This is a genomic window from Candidatus Avoscillospira sp. LCP25S3_F1 (assembly GCF_052117125.1).
Taxonomy (GTDB): Bacteria; Bacillota; Clostridia; order Oscillospirales; family Oscillospiraceae; genus Avoscillospira_A.
On sequence record NZ_JBQKJT010000005.1, the window covers coordinates 143,721 to 164,126 of the forward strand.

Genomic DNA, 20,406 nt, shown 5'->3' on the forward strand with positions numbered 1-20,406 from the left:
CCGCCCCAAGGGGCACGGCCTCAGTTGCCGCGAAGATGCTGGGCCAGCTTCCGGTCTTCTGTACGGATGTGAGAAATGAGGATGCCGGCCAGCTGGTTGACTTCACCAAGGGCCCGGACGGTGGCTCCATCGCGCACCAGACTGTTGGTGGCGTCCTGAAGCTTGCGCTTGTAGCCGTCGTGGAACGTCTTGTGGGCGGGATAACCGGGATATTTGCTGGAGACCTGCAACTGCTCTTCGTCACTGAAGTGCTTGGTGACGTAGCTGTTGAGGAACTGGCCGGTCTTGGGAAGAGAATCACGGCCCTTTCCCTGGGCGCAGGCGTCCAGCAGGGCGTTGATAGCGTCAAATAACTGCTTGTGTTCAGAGTCGATCAGCGCATTGCCGGTGAGCAGATCTTTTGTCAATTCATAACGCATAGAACTGGTCTCCTGTTCTTTTAGAATGGTGTTGTACAGCATAGCTGCAAACTAGGAATAATGGATATTCTTTATTTATATCGGCATATATTCCGGAATGTTAATGGGAAATGGAAAAGATATTTTGCAGATCAGAAAAAAAGTTTTTCTGATTTTTTGGGTGCAGACGCTTAACATTCCGGGGAAGAAGACGATAAGTATAGTACAAGAACCACGACCGGTAAGCGAGCCCGCCGCATTTCAGAATCAGGCGGATGCGGACGGATCAGAGGAGGATGCGCAATGTTTCAAGGGATCAAGCCTCCGGGAGCCTACCCGGTATCCGGCACTGCGGCCCATAGCGGCCTTCCAACCCCGACCCATGGGGAGCAGACGGTCAAACAGCCGAATTTCGATCAATTTCAGCTGTCGGCCCAGCCCAACAGCCAGGAAGCCACAGTGCAGAAATCGGTAAGCCGGATTATTCGCCAGGTTCGGACCCGCCCTACCCATGCCGAACTGGCCGAACTTAAGAGCCGGATTGCCAGCGGCACCTATCAGCCCAACGCCCGGGAAATTGCGGCGCGGATGATGATGACGGAATACCGGGAGGTTTGATATGGCGGTACAATTCACCGATTATGTACAGATGCTTCAGGACTTGGAGCAGACGCTGCGGGACCTGACGGCCCTGCAGCCGGAAAAAATTGCAGCCGTACGGGCCCATGATCTGGAGGTGCTGAACGACTGTATGAAGCGAGAGCAGGCGGCGTCTCTGGCCCTGCGGGGACTGGAACAGAAGCGCGCCAATATGGCGAAAGCGCTGGGCGTTGGCGGCGTACCCATCCGGCAGGTGGCGGGCCATTGCCCGGAATCCTGCCGCGGCGATCTGAGCCGGGCCGTGGAGCGTCTGATCCGGCAGGGACAGGAGCTGCGCAGTGCGCAGGACGCCGCCCGGGCGGTGGTGGAATCAGATTTGCGGCGAGTCAACGGAGAGCTGGAGCGGCGGGGCGTCGCCACAGATCCCGAAGACGGCGCACAACCCACCGTCCCCCCCAGAACCATGCGGACCGATATCAGGGCTTGAGGAGGAACCATATATGAGCGGAACATTTGGCGCCTTTGGCGTGGCACGACTGGGCATTTATGCGGCTCAGTCGGGCTTGGACGTTACGGGCAACAATATCACCAACATCAATACGCAGGGCTATACCCGCCAGCGCCTGGATCTGGTGAGCCTGAGCTCTTCGGCATCGGATAAATACCATTCCATCTACGATGTCCGAATTGGCCAGGGCGTTCTCACCGCTGGCGTGGTCCAGTTGCGGGACCCGGGCCTGGATTTGCAGTACCGGGGCGCTTCGGCCAACGTGGGCTCGGCCAGCCAGAAGCTGACGGGCCTCAATGACATTGCCAGCATTCTGGATGAGGTGGGCAAGGGCAGCACCGACGAGGATCAGGACGATGGCGTGATTCTGCGGCAGATGAACGATCTGCGGGACCTGATCAGCAAGGCCCTTACCAACGGCATCGACGGCTATGACGGCATGATCCGTGAGTCGTCAAAGGCTTTGTGCACCCTGTTTAACCAATATGCCAAAGAACTGGAAGATTTGCAGGCAAAATACGATACGCAGTTTGAACAAAATGTGGCGGATATCAATAATATTCTCAAAAATGTCCGCGATCTCAACGAAACCATCCGGGAAGCAGAAATTCGCGGGGATCCCGCTCTGGAGCTGCGGGACGAGCGCAACCGCCAGCTGGATAAGCTGAGCAGCTATATGAAAATTGATGTCAAGTACTCCATGGAAGACATCGGAGCGGGGCTGCAGGTGGAGAAGCTGACGGTGTCCCTGGGCACTGGCGGTAAAAATACGCTGATCGACGGTGTGTACGGTACGCAAATCAGTTCCAATGGCAGCCCCAACTATGATATCAGCGTTTCGGACTTGCTGGACGGCAATGGACGGATACATCCTGAAAATAACGCCCTGGGTGCAGGTGCGGATCTGGCAGACAACGACCTCTATGGTTCCCTGCAATCCCTGCGGGAGCTGTTGACGGAGTCCGGCGAGTACAGCAGACAGGACTATGTGAACAATGTGGATGGTGAGGCCGGCAGTAAGCGTGGTATTCCCTACTACCGTAAGGTGCTGGATAATTTGGCTCAGGAATTTGCTGAGCAGATGAACGCGTTGAACATGATCAACGCGGATGCGGCCAACCCGGTTCCCAATAACCCGGCCGTAAAAGGGGAAGGTGCCCTGTTTAGTACAGGCAGCAACGGCAATGACATTGAGGGCATCACAGCTGCTAATATTTCCGTTTCCAAGGCATGGAATGACGGCGTGGTTTCCATGATTGCTACGCGGGATCCTGGTGCTTCCAGCGGCGATAACTCCAACTTGGCGGCCTTTTTGAATTTGTTTAATAAGACTCATGAATTTGATCCTAAGGCTGTTGTTCCGGAAACCGTGCCGGGAAATGGCGATGCTGCTGTTGGCGCGGTTTACTCCGGCACCTTTGAGGATATGCTGCTGCATATTCAGTCCACACTGGGCGAGGATCAAATGAGTACCACGGCAGTGCTGAATAACTACAGCATTACCCAGAACGAACTGTATATGAGCCGGGAGAGCGTCTCCGGCGTGGACCTCAATGATGAGGCTACCAACCTGATGGTCTATCAGAAAGCCTATACGGCGGCCTGCCGTCTGATGACTACTCTGGAGGAAGCACTGGACGCCCTTATGGCTATGTGAGATACGAGGTGAGACAAGATTATGCGCATCACTACCAACGCAATGCTCTATAACTATCAGAATAATCTGATGAACAACACGAATTTGATGAATAACGCCATGACTAAGGTCATGACACAGCGCCAATTTAACTCCTATGCCACCAATCCGGCAGCGGCCACCCGGGCGTTTAAGGTGCACAGTTCTTTGAATGCCGTTCAGGCCCAGCATTCCAACAATCAGATGGTGACCAGTAAGTTTGAGACGGCTTGGAGCAACATCCAGGGCATTTTGGATGATTTGTCCGATGAGTTGGGCAGAGTACCGGCACTACAGGGCCTGAATGGTACCAATGCAATGGATGACCTTGATTCTCAGGCGCTGGTGCTACGGGGTGCAGCGGAGGGCATCATACAGAGTATGAACGCCCAATATGACGACGATTATATCTTTGCCGGTTCCGATAATCGGAACCCACCCTTTGCTATTGACGACGACGGCTATATTACCTACCGGGGCGTGTATATTGATAAAACCGGGACACTGGACCAGACGTACGAGACAAAACCGGACGGTACCGTTATAACAAACAGGGATATTCTAAAACAGTGGGCGGAGGAAGACCCGCTGTTTGTGGATGTGGGCCTGGGCTTCGCGTTGGACAATAACAATAAGGTGATTGAGTCCACGGCTTTTGATTCTGCCATTTCTGGCATTGATATTTTGGGTTACGGCGTGGACGATGACGGGAACCCGAAAAATTTGGCATCCATTATGCTGCGGTTGGCAGATGTGTTTGAAAACTATGACCATAATCCTGACTATGACCAGGCCCAGGCGTTGGTCAACGCTTTTGATACGTCTCAAAAAGCGGTTATTGACAAACATGCTGAGATAGATGTCAAAACCGGCTTTTTGAATACCAATGGTACCCAACTGGAGTCTAATTTTGATGCATTGAACACGGAACGGTACAATTTGGAAATGGTAGACCCGGCCGACGCCATTACAGAACTCATGTGGGCACAAACCTGCTACAGCGCGTCGTTGCAGGTGGGTGTCAACGTGATTCCACAATCTCTCATGGACTATCTGAAATAAAACATTTGTAAGTAAGATGCCGAGCGCCTGAAGGATCAGGCAGATAGAAGGAGCGCATAGGAAATGCAGCCATTGATTGAGATACAAACCATACCGATAGAAATTCAAATGAAAGTGGCCAATGCCCGGCTGGAGTATGCCAGGGGAACGGCCAATTTGGAGATTTCCCGGGATAAAGGCGGTCTGCAAATTCGCAGCCAACCCATCCAGGTAAAGATCGACACCTTTGAGGCCCGGAACTCCATTGTACCTACCACCATGCGGAGCATTGAGCAAAGTGCGCGAACAGGCCGTCAGGCTGCTTATGAGGCCACGGCCAGCATTTCACGGGAGGGCCGCATGATGATGGAAGCCACAGTAGACGGCCAGGTCATCCCAAACCTGGCCCGACAGGCGGTGCTGGAACGTCCTGCTGATTTGAATCTTCAGTTTTTGCCGTCGACAGGCCCCGAGATTTCTTGGAGTGGCGGCGAACTCAGCGTCCGGTATGAGATGGATAAGCTGAATTTTGACTGGCGGATGGAACAGATGCAGTTTACATTTGTACCGGGGGATATTGAGTTCACTATGACGCAGCGACCCGATGTAGTGATTAAGTATGTAGGCGGTCCGCTATATGTACCGCCGTCTTCAGACCCCAATTATGAACCGGTGGATGTGAAAGCCTGATAGCGGATAGGAGGGTGCCCATTTGCAAACCGACACCAAATATTTTGGCATTGTGGAATATGAACCGGAGGATGTCTTGACGTTCTCACAAGGGCCGTTTGGTTTTGAGGAGGAGCAGTCTTTTTTGCTTCTGCCCTTTGCGGGAAGCGACGGAAATATGCTGTGCTTTCAAAGTTTAAAGACGCCATCCTTGGCCTTTGTGGCCATGAATCCGTTTTCGCTGAATCCAAACTATGCCCCGGTGTTGACGGCGGAAGAGCTGCGGGAAATGCAGGTGGAGCGTAGCGAGGACCTATGTTATTATGTGCTCTGTGTGGTACGGCAACCCGTAGGGGCCAGCACAGTCAATCTTCGTTGTCCTGTGGCGGTTAATGCAGAGACCCGTCAGGCGATGCAAACTATTTTGGAGACCGACCACTATGGCATGCGCCATCGTCTGGAGGAGTTCTCCGACGGGGGGTGCGGCTGATGCTGGTACTGCGGCGTAAAGTGGGTGAAGCCTTCCTGTTGGGCGGGCGCATCACTGTGACGGTCCTGGGAATGGAACCCAATGGTACGGTAAATCTAGGCATTGACGCGCCAAAGGATGTGCTGATTCTGCGCAGCGAATTGCAGCAGGCAATGGTGGCCAATGAAGAAGCAGCAGCAAGTGATGCTGCCCTGGTGACAGCATTGGAAAATGCGCTGTTTTCCACAGAGCAACGAAAGGAGGAATGACCCAATATGGATATGATCAATAGTATGGCTTCGGCATCCATGACTATGTCGAACGCCCAGACTATGCAGCAGTATTCTGTGTCCATGACCAAAAAGGCCATGGACAGCCAAGAACTGGCCTTGCAGGGCCTGTTGGAGATGCTGCCGCAGCAGAGTGCGCCGGCTAAGGGTATGTATATCGACGTGTACGCATAAGTAGCCAGTCGGTATCAAGGAGCGGGAGCGCCGGAAAAGTGCGCTTCCGCTTTTTTCACAACAAGGGCAAGGGAGACTTTTTTGCCAGGCGGAAAAAAATTTCGTATTTTCCCTTAACTTTTTGCCCGAACGTACGATATATAAAATGTAAGCAATCCACCGTCAACTGTGAAGGCCTGCGGATGGCGGTGGAATCACACAGGACGAGAAGGAACTGGTCCTGAAATATTTTCAAGGAGGAACTTATTATGCGTATCCAACACAACATTATGGCAATGAATGCCTACCGCAACTACAACACCAATACCAGTGCACTGTCCAAGAACCTGGAGAAGCTGTCTTCCGGTTACAAGATCAACCGCGCCGGCGATGACGCTGCTGGTCTGGCAATCTCCGAGAAGATGCGTGCTCAGGTCACTGGCCTGACCATGGCTAAGAAGAATGCTAAGGACGGCATTTCCATGGTGCAGACCGCTGAAGGCGCCCTGACCGAAGTCCACGATATGCTGAACCGTATGGTGGAGCTGTCCACCCAGGCTGCCAACGGCACCTATGATTCGAATACTGATTTGAAGTACCTGGATCAGGAGTATAAGCAGCTGCAGAATGAAATCACCCGTATTTCTACCGCCAGTAACTTCAACGGTAAGCAGATCTTTACAAAGGATACTGTTACGCTGCAGATCGGTGAGAAAGCGCTTTCCGCCTACACGCTGACGTTCTCCATCGGTGCATTGACCTTGGCATCCCTCGGCATTACTGGTGGTGCTGTCAGCATCGCGACGATGGCTGGTGCGACTGCGGCTATTTCTGCAATCAACAACACCGGTATCAAGTTCGTCAACGAAATGCGTTCCAAGCTGGGCGCCAACCAGAACCGTCTGGAGCATACCATCAACAACCTGGGCGTCATGATCGAGAACATTCAGGATGCAGAGTCCACCATCCGCGATACGGACGTCGCAGAAGAGATGATGGCTTACACCAAGAACAACATCCTCATCCAGTCTGCTCAGGCTATGCTGGCCCAGGCCAATCAGGTGCCGCAGGGCGTGCTGCAGCTGCTGCAGTAATTTCATATCCAGCCAGCAGTTTTATATTCATGGTGTGCGGGCCGGCTCTTTGGGCCGGCCCGCATTTCTATAATCTTTGATGACAGGCGGCAAGAACAAAGGAGCATGTACCTTTGTTCTTGCGACCTGTCAAAATTAGAAAGGTGATTACTATGTCTGAACGTTTGCTCTCCATCGGAATGATTGTAAAAAATGAAATTCGCTGCCTGGAAAAATGTTTGAAAGCGTTAGAGCCGCTGCGGCGAGCCGTTCCTAGTGAACTGGTGATCGCAGATACGGGTTCCAATGACGGCACACAAGAGATCGCGGCCCGCTATGCGGATATTTATTTTGAGTTTCCCTGGCAAGATGACTTTGCGGCTGCACGCAATGCGGTGTTGGACCGGTGCAGCGGCAAATGGTATCTTTCTGTAGACGCGGATGAATATCTGGATGACAATATCGAGGATTTAGTAGAGTTTTTGCGTATGCCGGAAACAACGGCAAAGTATGGTATGATAACCATATCAAATTTTAAAGACAGCACGTTAAATAAAGACTCGGTTATCTCGTTTTTGTCTCCTCGCTTGGCTCGCCGAACTCCGGGATTGTGTTTTGAAGGAAAGGTTCATGAGCGATTTAATTTATCACCAGATGATCCCATGTATGACTTGTCTACGGTTATTTTATGGCATGATGGCTATGCCTTTGATACACGGATACAGGCACGCAGCAAAATGGAGCGAAATATGCGGCTGCTGCAAGAAGAACTGGAAAAATCGCCGGAAGATCCGCTGCGAATTGTGCAGTGTATAGAATCCAGCCGGAATTCACAGGAAAAGTTAAAATATATTCAGCGAGGACTTGCACTTATTCGCTCAGGCGCTCCAGGTTGGGAACAGCAAGGCGCCAGTTTACTGCGAAGTGCTATTGATCTGGGGGTATGTACGGGTATACCTGAGGTGCAGGAGTGGATTGATCTAGCCTTTAAGTATTACGCTGATTCAGCTTTGATCAAAATTGATATTAACGCAATTTTATGTGAATTCTACAATCGCTCTCTCCAGTGGAATCTGTGCCTGAAAGCTGCCGATGCGTATTGGGAGGGTATCCAGCAACTAGACCAGGGGAAATTGCGCATTGATGAATTTGCTACAGCTACATTAAATTGTGCTTCGGATATTTCCCGAGAAAAAATTGCTTTGTATCAGGCAGATGCATGCTATTATTTGAATCGTTCGGAACTGGCCATGCAAGTATTAGACAAGATTCCACTGTGTACTGTGTGTGATCTCAATATAGCTGATTTAGTAGATCTATTAGCCAAATTGACGGAAAAAATCGATGTGGCAAAGTATTTCTGTGCAGATGCCAGGCAGATTTTACAGGACGAGCCGAGCACTCAAGAGGAATGGCGTCGGCGGGATGCGTTGCGCCAGGCATTGACCGGTTTGTTTTTGCCTTCCAATCAATACCAGCTTCCTGTGAAGTTACTGCAAGGAATTGAAGATGATAGTTTTGCCCCTGCAGCGGCTATTATGGCATCGACGGATACAGCGGAAATAGAGCGGATTGCTCAATCCATCAAAAGCTGGAAAGGCATTCCGTTTTTAGCAATTCAAAAAATAATGGAATCGGGCATACAGTTTCCTGATGCGCTGTTCTGTACGATGGATTTCGAAGACATTTGTGGGATCAGCGAGTTTTTGGCCGGGGACATGGATAATGTGGGAAAGCAGTTTCTGGGTTTTATCAACAAATTGGAAGCTTCCGATGCTAGGATGGCAACTTGGCGGATGGAACTGTTGATACAGGCGTGTGCATGCTTTCAATGGAAAAACACAGAACTGTCCGAGCAATTGCTTGTGACGCTGTGCAAGGCAACAGAAACCTTTTTGACAACAGTGTACTCCATGGAGGTATTGCAATCGGAATATGTACACGCGATATTGCCGCAGCGCTATCGATTTGCTTACGGCTGTGTACGGGCAGAGGCGCAGTTGCAAGCGGATAATGCTGCTACATGTGTTCACATATTAAAAGATTTGGTGAACTTAGCGCCCAATATGCGTGATATGATTCTGTTTATGACAGAGCGAGCCAAACGTGTGACCGAGGAACGTCGAATGAGAGCAGGCATTACACCAGAGTTGATTGCAATGGCGAAGCAGGTACGTGCAATGTTGGCCCAATATCCGGAGAATTCTCCTATGGTGTTCATGCTAAAAAGCAGTGAACAATACCAGAAGATGAAGTTTTTGATTGAAGATCCAAATTTGGGCAATATGTAATCAATCCTGCGATTATTATAGGACAAACAGGAGGAAAACAGTTGTATATTTATAGTTATCGGCTGGAAGAGCAACAGAGGCAAACATTACAATCATTTTTGTCCGACAATGTAGTGCTAAAAACGTTCTCTCCACAAGAACCTTTGGTGCAAGGCACTGTGTTAGTAATTATCGCAGACATGGCTGCTGCACAAGAAGTCTGGAAATATTCACAAGTACAGAATGTTCCCATAGTATTGTGGGACCAATTAGAGAAAGTGTTAATAGCCTGTGCTTGGCAGGCATATTGCCATTCAGAGTGGCGTTATTTACAGCTTGCGTTGGAAACAGTGCAGAAACTTACTACAAACACAATTGTATTAGGCTCATCTTATGCAAAATATGGTATTTCAGCGCAGCAACTGGGGGCACAATGCGTAAATTTGGGCTTAGATGCGCAAGACATATATTATACCTGCAAATTGGGACAGCTTGTGGTTAAGAGTAACCCCAATATTCAACAGGTTGTCTTGGCTAGCGGATACTATTGGTTTTATTCTGATATTTCTCGCGCAAATTCAGCATATGCCCAAGGTTTAATCACAAATACCTATTACCCAATTTTAAAGGATGCACACCATGCCTCCAATTTAAACAATTTGGAACCACAGAGTTACCTGTCGGCTGATATGGATTTTCTAAATGAAGAAAAAGCAATGGATTTTTACTGTCGTCTACTCTACCAGCAGCAAAATGGTGAAAGTGCAAAGCTGTCAAAAAATTTTGTATATAATGCAGAAAAAACGAGCTGGGAAATGAACAGTAGGTTTGTCCGTACAACTTTTGACCAAACACATTCCGATGAAATGACTTGGCATCTGTTGTCACCTATGGTTAAAGATGCATTTGCTGTGGAACGTTGCCGTGATCATAATAAATTACTTCGCCATATAGAAAGCTATGAAGAAAATAAGGAAATTTTGAATCAATTTGTTACATTATGTAATACTATTGGTGTTGAGGTTTATATCTTGTGTATGCCGCAAACCAAATACTATTTACGACATTTGCTGCCGGAATTTCGAGAGCGTTATTTTGCAGCACTGGATACCATTGAAGGAACCTATCAGTTTCTTGACTTTCATGATGCCGATATTTTTGACGATCAAGATTATTTGGATCAAGACCATCTGGGACCGCAAGGAGCGGAAAAAGTTACCACATTCTTAAAAGAGTTACTCGCTCTCAGCAAAGACTAAAGGGGTTGGAAGTTATGCGATTTTCCAGATATGTACAGCTAAATCAAGTGTGCTGCACACTGATGGAAGCAGTAGACTATATACAAGGGCATGATGACTCTGATTTATGCCAGGAACTACTCGATAATGGAACACAAATGCTCCAGGAATTTTATGCGGTTCTAATGCAGTATCAGTCGGATTGGAAAAATACAAAAACAAAGGATATACTTGATGAAATTAATTGTATCTGGCAGGATCCTCTGCCAGATACAATTACAGAACGTCTGGAGGAATTGCGTATATCTTTAAAAGAAGATATTGTGATTCAAATACGTGCTGTGTTTTTTGCGGAAATGGGTAGCAAATGGGACTCTATGGCATCTGTCTACTTTTATATGTGTCAAGACCCCCGGTTTGACCCGGTGGTAGTATTAACTCCGATTTTCCGGGCTAACGAAATTGACGGAAACACTCAGACAGAAATCATTTATGAGGACTATCTGACTGAAATGGGGATCCCATTTCAGAACTACTGGGAATATATGCCCGACGAGGATTGCCCAGAATTGGCATTTACATGCCAACCCTACGAGAGTGTTACAATACCGGAATTCTGGGCAGAAAACATCGCAAAATATACACGTCTGGTATATCTGCCCTATTTTATACCTGCACTGGTCAACACCGGCAATCAGAAATCACTGTTCAATATGCCTATACACGCCTATGCATGGCGAATTGCTGGAATATCCCAAAAGTTTTTGGAATTTTGTCGTAAATACAGCTTGTCCAAGGGAGAAAACCTGATGTTAACTGGAATCCCCAAAATGGATTATGCAATTCATTTAAGGGAGAATCCGTGTGAAGTACCTGACGCATGGCGGGATAAGATCAAGGATCGGATCGTATTGCTTTGGAACACATGGTATGACAGCCAGGCATCTTCTATTGATCTGCTCCAAGCGTTGCTTCCATGGTTTAGTGAGCATCAGCAGTTTGCTTTGATCTGGCGTCCCCACCCTATATCAAAAGTGGTGATGAAGTTATATCAGCCGGAGCAGTATCGTAAATTCCAAGAGATGATAAAGATAATAGCTGCTTCGGACAACATGATATTCGATAATGGAGTTGATTACGGGCCGGCGTTCTCCTGCTCTACAGCTCAGATTTCCGATTATAGTGGTATGATGTTCGAATACTTGATATTGAACAAACCCCTGCTTTGGACTCAAAACCCCCTCATCAGAGAACTGGAACGGCAGAGCGACTGCATGGTAAGTATCAAATGGATGGAGAAGGCATCTACGCCCGTTGACGTGATTGACTTTATGGAGAGAATCGCCAAAGGAGAGGACTGCAATCGTGCTCTTCGCGAAGAAGTTTGCACAAACGATCTACCTCTGGCTGATGGAAATGCAGCAGCCCGTATTTGTAACTGTCTGCATGATGATCTATATCGGGAATGTATCGGAGTATGACATAATCTTTCCCTTTTAACGCTCAGCACTATAGAGGAACTGTTGTTCTGGCTAGCCCGAAGCGGTATGTTCTGGGCAGATATCCCAGAACACGATGGCTCATACCAGACTGTTTACAGCCGTTTTTGCAAATGGCGGGATAACGAAATCCTTTTGCGGATTTTTCATGCTTTGAACGAAGATGCCCATTACGAAAACCTTTGTATTGACGGCACTTCTATTAAAGCGCATCCGCACAGTGCGGGTGCAAAAGGGGCTGTAAATTCAGAAAACAACCAATTTATTGGAACAAGCCGTGGTGGAAAAACTACAAAAATTCACGCTATTGTAGATGCCTTAGGAAATTCTGTCCAGTTTCTTCTGACTGGAGGGAAAATTTATGATGCTAAAGTTGCCATAGAATTGTTGTCCAGAGTAAAAATAACTGGAAGCAATATTCTTGCAGATAAAACTTATGGATCGGAACAAATCCGTGGATATATTACTACTCAAGGAGCAGTGTATACCATCCCACCTAAGAACAACCTTCTTAATCTGTGGTTCTGTGATTTCTGCACTTATAAGGAGCGACACGCAGTGGAGTGCTTTTTTAACAAAATGGAAGCATTTCGCAGAGTTGCTACTCGTTATAATAAACTGGCATCTGCTTTCTTTGCGTTTGTTCTGCTTGCTGCTAGTCGGCTTTTGGCAAAATAGCACAATTATTTGGTGTTTTTAGATACGCTCTAGATATGGATCGACGCTAGTATATGCAGATACGTGCTTTGGAGATATATGCTCGATAAACTATCTACTTCTATTTATAGTTATAGGAAAACAGGTTTGATACAGGACATTAGGAAAACAAAGGACCGTTATATGGGCCAAGCGGAAGCAAGAAGATTAGTTGAGCTCCTGATAGCGAAATCCGATTATGATACATTTATCCTGTTGGACTCAAACGAGGAAATTCAGGCAAGTGTCAGTCTTGAAGGATTTGTTGTGTATTTAAATGTGATCATGCAGTACAGTGAGATGCAGAAAAAGAAGTATCGCGGTTATTTTGCAAATAATGGAACGGCAGAAGTAAAAAAACATGAATGTGCCATTTCCAAACTAAGGGGAAATTTATATGAATAAAGCAAAAGAATTTCGAAAATTGATAGAATCTGGCGGGCATTTTTTCCTAATGGAAGCACATGATGGCCTTTCAGCAAAAATTGTAGAGGAGGCAGGATTTCCGGCTATATGGGCCAGTGGCTTATCTATTACAGCTTCTCTTGGGGTACGTGACAATAATGAAATTTCATATACTCAGCTATTAGATGTTCTGGAATACATGAACGATGCTTCCCAACTTCCTATTCTTGTTGATGGAGATACAGGATATGGGAACTTTAATAACGCATGCAGGCTTTTAAAAAAACTAGAAAAAATGGGAATTGCTGCTGTGTGTATTGAGGACAAAAAATTTCCAAAAACGAATTCTTTTCTGGAGACAAAGATGGAAGCGCTTGCAGACCCACTGGAGTTTTCTGGGAAAATCCGAGCTATGAAAGCCGCCCAGGAAACGCCAGATTTTACGGTGATTGCAAGGCTCGAATCCCTGATTGTTGGAGCAGGCGTCGCAGATGCTGTAAAGCGTGCAAAGATGTATCTGGAGGCGGGTGCTGATGCGTTACTGGTACATTCAAAGAAATCTACATCAAAGGATATTGATGATTTTCTGGAATCATTTCCAATAGATATTCCGATTTTTATTGTTCCGACAAAATATTATACTGTACCGATAAGCCACTTTACAAAAGATAAAAGAATACGTGGAATTATATGGGCAAACCACAATGTGCGGGCATGTGTTACGGCGATGCAGAAGATATGTAAGAAGATCTATGAGGAATCCTCAATCGCCGGCGTGGAAGAAATGGTGGCACCTGTATCAGAATTGTTTAGACTTCAGAAGAATGAAGAATATCTGGAAATGGAGAAAAAATATCTTCCAACCTACCCGGATGTCAGTGCTGTGATTTTGGCGGCAGGTTCTCCCGGCGCACTCAATTTTAACAAGCCGAAATCGCTGCTCAGGATTAATGGGAAAAGCATTTTGGAACATCAGTTAGACGTTTTAAAGGCTGTGGGCATCTCTGATATTCGAGTTGTACGAGGATATAGAGCAGAAGAAATTCAGGGAGAAACCGAAGTATTAATTAACAATACAAAATGGGAGAGTACTAATTCTCCATATTCCCTTTTCCTTGGTGCAGCTTCTGTGGAAAAGCCATATTTAGTACTGTATGGCGATGTATTTTTTAAAAAGTTTCTGTTAAGGACGATTTTCAGCTACGCAGGAGAGCATCAGGAGTCAGATGTGATTCTTGTGTGTGTTAGAGATGATTATATCAATGCAGGCTATTCCTTGATTTTAAATAAGCGACCGGATATTTTTGGAGATGATGAAACGCTTGAGGTTCAGAAGATTCAGACAGATTCGTTTGCAGAAGATGAAAGCCTTAGGGTTTATTTTAGCGGATTTTTAATGGTAAATAATCATGAGAGGGTAAGAAAAGTTCTTAATCAAAAGGATATAGAACAGATGCATATGGCTGATTTTATGAAAAAACTGTTGGATGTGGGATTGAAACTCTCTGTGATCTTATCATCTAGGGAAGATGTTGTGGATATAAATTCTTTGAATGATCTGATGAAAGCAGGTGAAATACTATGATGAATACAGCGGAATTTATCGATTGTTTGGAAAATATCGGCATCCGCAAGTTTGCAGGTGTCCCCTGTTCCTTTTTAACACATCTCATTAACGAGGCGCTGAATCGCAAAATTTATGAGCCGTTTGTGAACGAAGGTGATGCTGTAGCATATGCTGCTGGAGCATGCCTTGCAGGAGAAAAGGTTGCCGTGATTATGCAGAATTCTGGCCTAACAAATGCGCTTTCTCCGCTTACATCCCTAAATGAATTATTTGGCCTGCATGTACTACTTATTATTGGAAACCGCGGCAAGGATGACGAACCACAGCATAAGATCATGGCTGAAGCGGTAAAACCTTTTCTTGATACGCTTGGTATTCCATATTTCTGTGCAGAGGAAGAAGGAGCTATTGAAAAGGCAAAGGAGTGTTTAAAAAGCCACTGTGCTGCCCTCCTTGTGAATACAAAGGATACATTCTCGCCGGTTTTATTACAGGAAAACGATAAAAATAAAGAATTGGGGAAACCTGCACGTTGCGACATTCTAAGTGCAGTGGCAGATTGTGTGGGCAGAGAAGTAATTGTTACTACAACTGGATTTACAAGCCGTGAAATGTTCTGCATTAAAGATCGGCCTCAGAACTTCTATATGGTTGGTTCCATGGGCTGTCTTTCTTCTCTGGCCGCTGGAATTGCTGAGGGTATGCCGGGTAACCGGGTTATAGCAGTAGATGGGGACAGCGCATGCCTAATGAGGCTGGGAGCATTATATACGTTAACGGAGAAGCAACCAGATAATCTCTGCTATATTGTTTTGGACAATGAAGCAAATGAGTCTACAGGTGGACAGGTGAACAGCCTTGGAGAAAGTAGGCTTTTTGATGTCATGAGTAGTATGTACCCAACAAAAGAGGTTTGTTCTGCTGAAGAGATGGCAAAAGCAATTAGGATTTTTCAAAAAGAGGGAAAATATACGCAGTTATATGTAAGGACCAGAAAAGGAACCATGAAAAATCTGCCAAGGCCGGATAAGGCACTACTTTATGGGCAGGCAAAAAGATTTTGCAAAGAGTGAAGATGAAAACAGCGGTTTTTTCTGATATCCATGCTAATCTACAGGCACTTACGTCAGTTCTTGAAGACTGCGAAAAGCAGGGAGTAGAAAGAGTGTGGATGCTTGGTGACTATGTGGACTATGGCGCAAATCCTGTGCAAGTGATGGAATTGGTTGTGAATGCAGGGGCTGAACATATGATTGCAGGAAACCATGACGCATGCCAGTACCTACAAAAGGTTCGCTCAAGCGAAACAGAACATGGGAAACTTGCATATAAATATACAAAGGAAATTATTGAAAAAAATAAATCAAAGTTTTCACTTTTGAAAAAAATAAGCAATTTTCCAGTAAAGCATATTATAGATAAAAAAACACTGTTGGTTCATGGAACACCAGAAGACCCATATTGGGGGAAAATTCGGCCAGAAGAAAATTTAGAACAGTTGTTTCAATTCATGGAAAAATCTGATATTAAGTTAATGCTAATGGGGCATTCACACGTCAGTTTTCTTATACGCCAAAACGGTCGTATGATTTTAAATCCAGGAAGCGTGGGGCAGCCAAGGGATGGCTGTCCAAAAGCATCTTATGCAATATTGGATGACGATTCAGTAATATTTCGTCGTGTCAGTTATGATGTAGATGGAGCGGCCGAGGCAATCAAAAGAGCAGGTCTGCCGGATTATCTTTGGAAAAGGCTGTACATTGGAAGATAGACTATGGAGGTATAGGAGATGAAAGTTCTGATTACAGGAGTTGCAGGACTTACTGGTGCACATCTTGCAAGAAAATGCCTTGACGAGGGAGATATAGTTGTTGGCGTGGACAACTTTTTCCGAGGCACGAAGGAAAATATAGAAACCTTGCTAGGTCATGAGAGGTTTGCTTTTCATGAATGTGATTTTCGCGATTACATCTTGCATGGAGAGGAAACTGAATTTGACGGTATCTATCATCTTGCAGCAATCGTTCCGACCAGATATTTTTATGAAGCTCCCTGCCTTACTTATGAGGTAAACTGTCAAGGTACATATGACATTTTCCGGTGGGCGCTTAGAAACAATATTCCCCGTTTTGTCAATGCTTCGAGTTCAGAAATCTACGGACATGCAGGGGAATTTCCTACAAAAGAGACAACAGCTTCTCTCTACGACTCTGTGGAGGCCACGCCCAGATGGTCTTACGCCCACGGAAAAATCATGACAGAATATCTGCTGAACTACCACAAAAGTGAAATTAAAGTATGCCATCTTCGTTATGCAAATGTATATGGACCGTATGATGTAGATGACAACCATGTGATTCCATATATTTTAAATTGTATCGTCAACAACAGACCGTGCCATCTTAATGCTATGGCAGGAGAAATTAGGCGCTCCTTTTTATATATGTCTGACTGTGCAGAGGCAACTTATCTTGCCATGACGGGAATGCATACAGGAACAGCGTATAATATCGGAAACCCAGAGGAAAAGACAATCTTGGAACTTTTTGACATCGCAGTAAGAGAAGCTGCAAAATTGGGAATTAGATATGGCCATGAACCTATACTGGATATAACAAGAGCAGGAGATCCGTCAAGAAGAGTATTAGATATTAAAAGGGCGAAGGATGAACTTGGGTACAGTCCCAAAGTGATGCTGGAAGAAGGCGTGAGGAGGACGCTTGAATGGATAACAAGATAGCGGCAGTAGTTCTCTGCGCTGGAATGGGCAGCCGGTTACATTTGCCAGATGGAGTGAATAAATGCGCAAAAACTATCGGATGTATTTCCCCGGCTGAATATACGATATCGAAACTTGTTAAGGCGGGTATTCCCAAAGTGGCTGTTGTTGTAGGATATGCTGCTTCTTCAGTAAGAGAAGCACTAAAGGACTTTGCGCAATGCGGAGTAGTAGAGTTTGTTGAGAATCCTCTATATGACCGATATGGATGCAACTACTCACTTAGCTGTGCCATTCAAGCGGCTTGTATCAAGGAGTGTGCAAGACTGATCATAACTGAAGGTGACTCACTGCTGCACGGCGACTCAATCCTTCAAATAGCAGAAGAAGAGGGAGAGGCAGCATCTCTTGTACGCTCTCCAGAGTATGTTGATCCGAAAAGAAGTGTCATAGCGATGGGAATAGAGGGAAAAATCAATCGGTATGAGTATGATACTACGCACAGCGGCAGATTGACCTGGGTGGAAAACGGCGAAGAAATTATCGGTGAGAGCATGCAAATGTGGATATTTGCTGGAAATACGCTTAGACGACTAAAAGAAGAACTGGAGCAATATGCACTGAGAGTCAAAAAAGCAAAAGAGCCTATGCTTCACTCCGGTGTATATTCCATCAATAAATTGGGTGTGAAGATCAAACCTGTTTTTTCAGAACAGCCTGATGCATGGATTAATCTAAATACGCCAGAAGACTTAAGAAGGGCGGAGAATACAAAATGGCTGATAAGATCATGATTATCGGATATGGGAGCACCGGAAAATATGTGCTTGATATGATGGTACGTCTGCCTGAACTTGCAGACTGCGAAATTACTGTAATCTCGAGAAGTGAAAAAACAGAGGCAGAGAAAAGAATAAACCTTACTTTAGTTTCTGCGGGGATCTTCGGTATGTACCCTAAAATTGCATATGAGCAGTGTGATATCGAGGACACAAACAGACTCAGTGAACTGATTGCCCAAAAGGAACCGAATGTAATCGCATATACTGGAAGGTATATGAAAGGATTCAAGTACGGGGAATTTTCTTATCCAAACGGGATTGGATATGGAGTATGGGCACCGATGTCTGCCGTGCTGGTGGAGAAAGTCATGGAAGCTGTAAAAAGATCCGGCATTTCGACAAAAGTCATTAACACAAGTTACGGAGATGCGGTATCTCCACTACTGGAAGCAAAAGGACTTGCTCCGTATACAAGTGCGGGAAATCTGAATCATTTGATACCTCGCATTGTACATGCCTATAAGACTTTGACAGGCATTAGACTGAAAGCACCAGATGTCACTTTTGTGGGCTCACATTATGCGAATACTTATATATCAAAAGAGGGAACACCAAAAGGATCCGCTTATCTGATGGACATCAGAGGAAATACCTCTATAGAAGATGAAACAATATTCCGTCTTTGTGCGCTGCCGACCGCATCCGGTCCGGATCGCAATATTATGATCGCATCTGATGTGGTAATGCTGACCCGGTTTATTTTGGATAAAAGCAGTGTAGAACATCGGATACATGCACCTGGAGCGTACGGCAAAATAGGTGGTTATCCGCTGATTTTTCGGGGAGGACAGATGGAGATTGATGAGTCTGTTTTCTCATTAGAGGAAATGATAAATGTCAACAAAAAGAGTCTTATGTGTGATGGAATTGAAGCCATTGATGGGAATGGACTTCACTTTACGGATGAAGTAATTTGGCAGATGAAAAAAGTATTTGGGCTTATTTATCCTAAAACAATAGCGCTTGAGGACTGTGGACGCTTTGCAGAGCAGATCTCAGAGGGAATCATAAGATGGAAAAATATAAACAAGAAAAGCAGATAAGCCTAATATTCTCTCTTCTTTTTGCAAGAAATACAGCTATAATAACTAGATATTCTCCTTAATTTATACTGGAATACATTGGTCCGGATGTTTACTTTTGCAGGAAAATATTTTGCTATAAAGAGGAGACTGCGAATGAAAAAAATAGCAGCACAGGAGGCGGAGACTCAGAAGCACTTAACGCCGAAGGAATTGCGCCTTTTGCAGTTAACGGAGCTAGAACTTCTGCTGGAGTTTGACCGAATTTGCCGAACATACGGCATCAAATATACGATGATTGGAGGTACCCTGCTGGGAGCAGTGAGACATAAAGGATTTATCCCGTGGGATGATGATGCAGATGTGGCAATGCTCCGTACAGAGTATGAAAAATTTAAAGAGGCATGTAAAGCAGAACTGAATGGTACAAAATATTATTTTCAGGATCAGTTTGTGACAGAGGGATACCGCTGGGGGTATGCAAAACTCAGAAGAAAAGGGACAGCCTTTGTGCGGCCGAACACAGAAGAATTTCCCTATGAACAGGGAATATATATCGACATTATGCCTCTGGACTACCTCCCGGAGCATAGGGCGGGACAACTACTCTGTAACATTGTGGCATTTCTGCTCCGAAAGACAGGATGGTCAGAGGTGGGGAAAAAGCAGGAAAAGAATCTTTTTTACAGAGGGCTGTACCATTTGCTCTCGTGCATTCCAATGGAAACATATAACAAGGCATATAAAAAGTTTATCGATTGGACCAACCGTCGCCCGACGGGATATCTAAGATGCCTAGGACTCCCCATAGTTTGTGCAAAGGGAAACACTGGATATTGGAGGTACCGAACGGAATGGCTGGAGGATACCGTTGAATATGAATTTGAAACCTATCGACTCATAGGATTTCGGCAGAGCCAGCTGCCGCTGAGCCGGATGTATGGGGATTATCTGACACCTGTATGTTTTCCACCAATTAGTATATCAGAATGTGTTCTGCCAAAGCTGGAGGAAATTCAAGTGGATGAAAAGCTCAAAGAAGCATTTATTTTAAGCTTTTCATGATATACATGCTATAATCATAAAAATTTTAGATTAGGGTAATGATGCACTTTCCTTCTATAAGAACTTTTGCTTATGTGTGTAGGAGTGGACACTCTTTTGAGAATATTTTGGGTTGTAGGATATATGTTTGGGAGTATTGTTATAAGCAGTTAATTGGTCTGCTTCACTAAAAGTACTTGTATAAACTTAATAAATTATTATCTGCTG

22 protein-coding genes are annotated in these 20,406 nt (G+C 45.6%); 21 read left to right on the plus strand and 1 reads right to left on the minus strand.

Features of this window, described 5'->3' with window-relative positions:
* Window positions 1-20: 20 nt before the first annotated feature.
* Window positions 21-419, minus strand: coding sequence for a bacteriohemerythrin (locus tag ACTQ33_RS06055; RefSeq protein ID WP_441463010.1), 399 nt, complete (start codon window positions 417-419; stop codon window positions 21-23).
* Window positions 420-857: 438 nt separating this feature from the next.
* Between ACTQ33_RS06055 and ACTQ33_RS06060 the strand changes: the two genes are divergently transcribed.
* The 21 genes from ACTQ33_RS06060 to ACTQ33_RS06160 all read left to right on the plus strand — a co-directional run bounded on the left by ACTQ33_RS06060 (window position 858) and on the right by ACTQ33_RS06160 (window position 20,199).
* A complete protein-coding gene (locus ACTQ33_RS06060; protein ID WP_441463175.1) occupies window positions 858-1,016 on the plus strand; it encodes a flagellar biosynthesis anti-sigma factor FlgM in 159 nt (52 codons plus the stop codon).
* Between the two features lies 1 nt (window position 1,017).
* A complete protein-coding gene (gene flgN / locus ACTQ33_RS06065) occupies window positions 1,018-1,485 on the plus strand; it encodes a flagellar export chaperone FlgN (protein WP_441463012.1) in 468 nt (155 codons plus the stop codon).
* A gap of 13 nt (window positions 1,486-1,498) precedes the next feature.
* The gene (gene flgK / locus ACTQ33_RS06070; protein WP_441463014.1) at window positions 1,499-3,163 is read left to right on the plus strand and encodes a flagellar hook-associated protein FlgK; all 1,665 of its coding nucleotides are present in this window, start codon (window positions 1,499-1,501) and stop codon (window positions 3,161-3,163) included.
* A 21-nt stretch (window positions 3,164-3,184) separates the two neighbouring features.
* Entirely contained in the window at window positions 3,185-4,243 is a 1,059-nt protein-coding gene (locus ACTQ33_RS06075; protein ID WP_441463016.1) for a flagellin N-terminal helical domain-containing protein, read from the plus strand.
* A 63-nt stretch (window positions 4,244-4,306) separates the two neighbouring features.
* On the plus strand, window positions 4,307-4,912 hold the full coding sequence (locus tag ACTQ33_RS06080; RefSeq protein WP_441463018.1) for a DUF6470 family protein: 606 nt from the start codon (window positions 4,307-4,309) through the stop codon (window positions 4,910-4,912).
* A 22-nt stretch (window positions 4,913-4,934) separates the two neighbouring features.
* Window positions 4,935-5,381, plus strand: a complete 447-nt coding sequence (gene fliW / locus ACTQ33_RS06085; RefSeq protein WP_441463020.1) for a flagellar assembly protein FliW — start codon at window positions 4,935-4,937, stop codon at window positions 5,379-5,381.
* Window positions 5,381-5,629: a carbon storage regulator gene (locus tag ACTQ33_RS06090; protein ID WP_441463022.1), complete on the plus strand. Its 249-nt coding sequence runs from the start codon at window positions 5,381-5,383 to the stop codon at window positions 5,627-5,629. Before fliW ends, ACTQ33_RS06090 begins: the two co-directional genes overlap by 1 nt.
* Before the next feature lie 6 nt (window positions 5,630-5,635).
* The gene (locus ACTQ33_RS06095) at window positions 5,636-5,824 is read left to right on the plus strand and encodes a YjfB family protein (protein ID WP_441463023.1); all 189 of its coding nucleotides are present in this window, start codon (window positions 5,636-5,638) and stop codon (window positions 5,822-5,824) included.
* 248 nt (window positions 5,825-6,072) lie between these two features.
* On the plus strand, window positions 6,073-6,897 hold the full coding sequence (locus ACTQ33_RS06100; RefSeq protein ID WP_441463025.1) for a flagellin N-terminal helical domain-containing protein: 825 nt from the start codon (window positions 6,073-6,075) through the stop codon (window positions 6,895-6,897).
* A 152-nt stretch (window positions 6,898-7,049) separates the two neighbouring features.
* A complete protein-coding gene (locus ACTQ33_RS06105) occupies window positions 7,050-9,167 on the plus strand; it encodes a glycosyltransferase family 2 protein (RefSeq protein ID WP_441463027.1) in 2,118 nt (705 codons plus the stop codon).
* A 41-nt stretch (window positions 9,168-9,208) separates the two neighbouring features.
* Complete coding sequence (locus ACTQ33_RS06110; RefSeq protein ID WP_441463029.1) at window positions 9,209-10,405, plus strand: hypothetical protein; 1,197 nt, start codon at window positions 9,209-9,211, stop codon at window positions 10,403-10,405.
* 14 nt (window positions 10,406-10,419) lie between these two features.
* Complete coding sequence (locus ACTQ33_RS06115; protein WP_441463031.1) at window positions 10,420-11,865, plus strand: CDP-glycerol glycerophosphotransferase family protein; 1,446 nt, start codon at window positions 10,420-10,422, stop codon at window positions 11,863-11,865.
* 42 nt (window positions 11,866-11,907) lie between these two features.
* Complete coding sequence (locus tag ACTQ33_RS06120; protein WP_441463033.1) at window positions 11,908-12,561, plus strand: IS5 family transposase; 654 nt, start codon at window positions 11,908-11,910, stop codon at window positions 12,559-12,561.
* Window positions 12,562-12,687: 126 nt separating this feature from the next.
* Window positions 12,688-12,984, plus strand: coding sequence for a hypothetical protein (locus tag ACTQ33_RS06125; RefSeq protein ID WP_441463035.1), 297 nt, complete (start codon window positions 12,688-12,690; stop codon window positions 12,982-12,984).
* Entirely contained in the window at window positions 12,977-14,569 is a 1,593-nt protein-coding gene (gene aepX / locus ACTQ33_RS06130; protein WP_441463037.1) for a phosphoenolpyruvate mutase, read from the plus strand. Before ACTQ33_RS06125 ends, aepX begins: the two co-directional genes overlap by 8 nt.
* Window positions 14,566-15,624, plus strand: a complete 1,059-nt coding sequence (locus tag ACTQ33_RS06135) for a thiamine pyrophosphate-dependent enzyme (RefSeq protein WP_441463039.1) — start codon at window positions 14,566-14,568, stop codon at window positions 15,622-15,624. Before aepX ends, ACTQ33_RS06135 begins: the two co-directional genes overlap by 4 nt.
* A 2-nt stretch (window positions 15,625-15,626) precedes the next feature.
* Window positions 15,627-16,322 carry a metallophosphoesterase family protein gene (locus ACTQ33_RS06140; protein WP_441463041.1) on the plus strand — a complete coding sequence of 232 codons (696 nt, stop codon included), beginning with the start codon at window positions 15,627-15,629 and terminating at the stop codon, window positions 16,320-16,322.
* Window positions 16,323-16,340: 18 nt separating this feature from the next.
* Entirely contained in the window at window positions 16,341-17,291 is a 951-nt protein-coding gene (locus ACTQ33_RS06145; protein WP_441463043.1) for an NAD-dependent epimerase/dehydratase family protein, read from the plus strand.
* Window positions 17,276-18,064, plus strand: coding sequence for a DUF6564 domain-containing protein (locus ACTQ33_RS06150; RefSeq protein WP_441463045.1), 789 nt, complete (start codon window positions 17,276-17,278; stop codon window positions 18,062-18,064). The genes ACTQ33_RS06145 and ACTQ33_RS06150 overlap by 16 nt, the downstream gene beginning before the upstream one ends.
* Entirely contained in the window at window positions 18,046-19,155 is a 1,110-nt protein-coding gene (locus ACTQ33_RS06155) for a saccharopine dehydrogenase NADP-binding domain-containing protein (RefSeq protein WP_441463047.1), read from the plus strand. Before ACTQ33_RS06150 ends, ACTQ33_RS06155 begins: the two co-directional genes overlap by 19 nt.
* A 135-nt stretch (window positions 19,156-19,290) precedes the next feature.
* The gene (locus ACTQ33_RS06160; protein WP_441463049.1) at window positions 19,291-20,199 is read left to right on the plus strand and encodes a LicD family protein; all 909 of its coding nucleotides are present in this window, start codon (window positions 19,291-19,293) and stop codon (window positions 20,197-20,199) included.
* Window positions 20,200-20,406 lie beyond the last annotated feature (207 nt).

Coding starts and splice junctions, on each gene's coding strand:
- ACTQ33_RS06055 (WP_441463010.1), bottom strand. CDS start 419: ATGCGTTATGAATTGACAAAAGATCTGCTCACCGGCAATGCGCTGATC.
- flgN (WP_441463012.1), top strand. CDS start 1,018: ATGGCGGTACAATTCACCGATTATGTACAGATGCTTCAGGACTTGGAG.
- flgK (WP_441463014.1), top strand. CDS start 1,499: ATGAGCGGAACATTTGGCGCCTTTGGCGTGGCACGACTGGGCATTTAT.
- ACTQ33_RS06075 (WP_441463016.1), top strand. CDS start 3,185: ATGCGCATCACTACCAACGCAATGCTCTATAACTATCAGAATAATCTG.
- ACTQ33_RS06080 (WP_441463018.1), top strand. CDS start 4,307: ATGCAGCCATTGATTGAGATACAAACCATACCGATAGAAATTCAAATG.
- ACTQ33_RS06090 (WP_441463022.1), top strand. CDS start 5,381: ATGCTGGTACTGCGGCGTAAAGTGGGTGAAGCCTTCCTGTTGGGCGGG.
- ACTQ33_RS06095 (WP_441463023.1), top strand. CDS start 5,636: ATGGATATGATCAATAGTATGGCTTCGGCATCCATGACTATGTCGAAC.
- ACTQ33_RS06100 (WP_441463025.1), top strand. CDS start 6,073: ATGCGTATCCAACACAACATTATGGCAATGAATGCCTACCGCAACTAC.
- ACTQ33_RS06105 (WP_441463027.1), top strand. CDS start 7,050: ATGTCTGAACGTTTGCTCTCCATCGGAATGATTGTAAAAAATGAAATT.
- ACTQ33_RS06115 (WP_441463031.1), top strand. CDS start 10,420: ATGCGATTTTCCAGATATGTACAGCTAAATCAAGTGTGCTGCACACTG.
- aepX (WP_441463037.1), top strand. CDS start 12,977: ATGAATAAAGCAAAAGAATTTCGAAAATTGATAGAATCTGGCGGGCAT.
- ACTQ33_RS06135 (WP_441463039.1), top strand. CDS start 14,566: ATGATGAATACAGCGGAATTTATCGATTGTTTGGAAAATATCGGCATC.
- ACTQ33_RS06140 (WP_441463041.1), top strand. CDS start 15,627: ATGAAAACAGCGGTTTTTTCTGATATCCATGCTAATCTACAGGCACTT.
- ACTQ33_RS06145 (WP_441463043.1), top strand. CDS start 16,341: ATGAAAGTTCTGATTACAGGAGTTGCAGGACTTACTGGTGCACATCTT.
- ACTQ33_RS06150 (WP_441463045.1), top strand. CDS start 17,276: ATGGATAACAAGATAGCGGCAGTAGTTCTCTGCGCTGGAATGGGCAGC.
- ACTQ33_RS06155 (WP_441463047.1), top strand. CDS start 18,046: ATGGCTGATAAGATCATGATTATCGGATATGGGAGCACCGGAAAATAT.
- ACTQ33_RS06160 (WP_441463049.1), top strand. CDS start 19,291: ATGAAAAAAATAGCAGCACAGGAGGCGGAGACTCAGAAGCACTTAACG.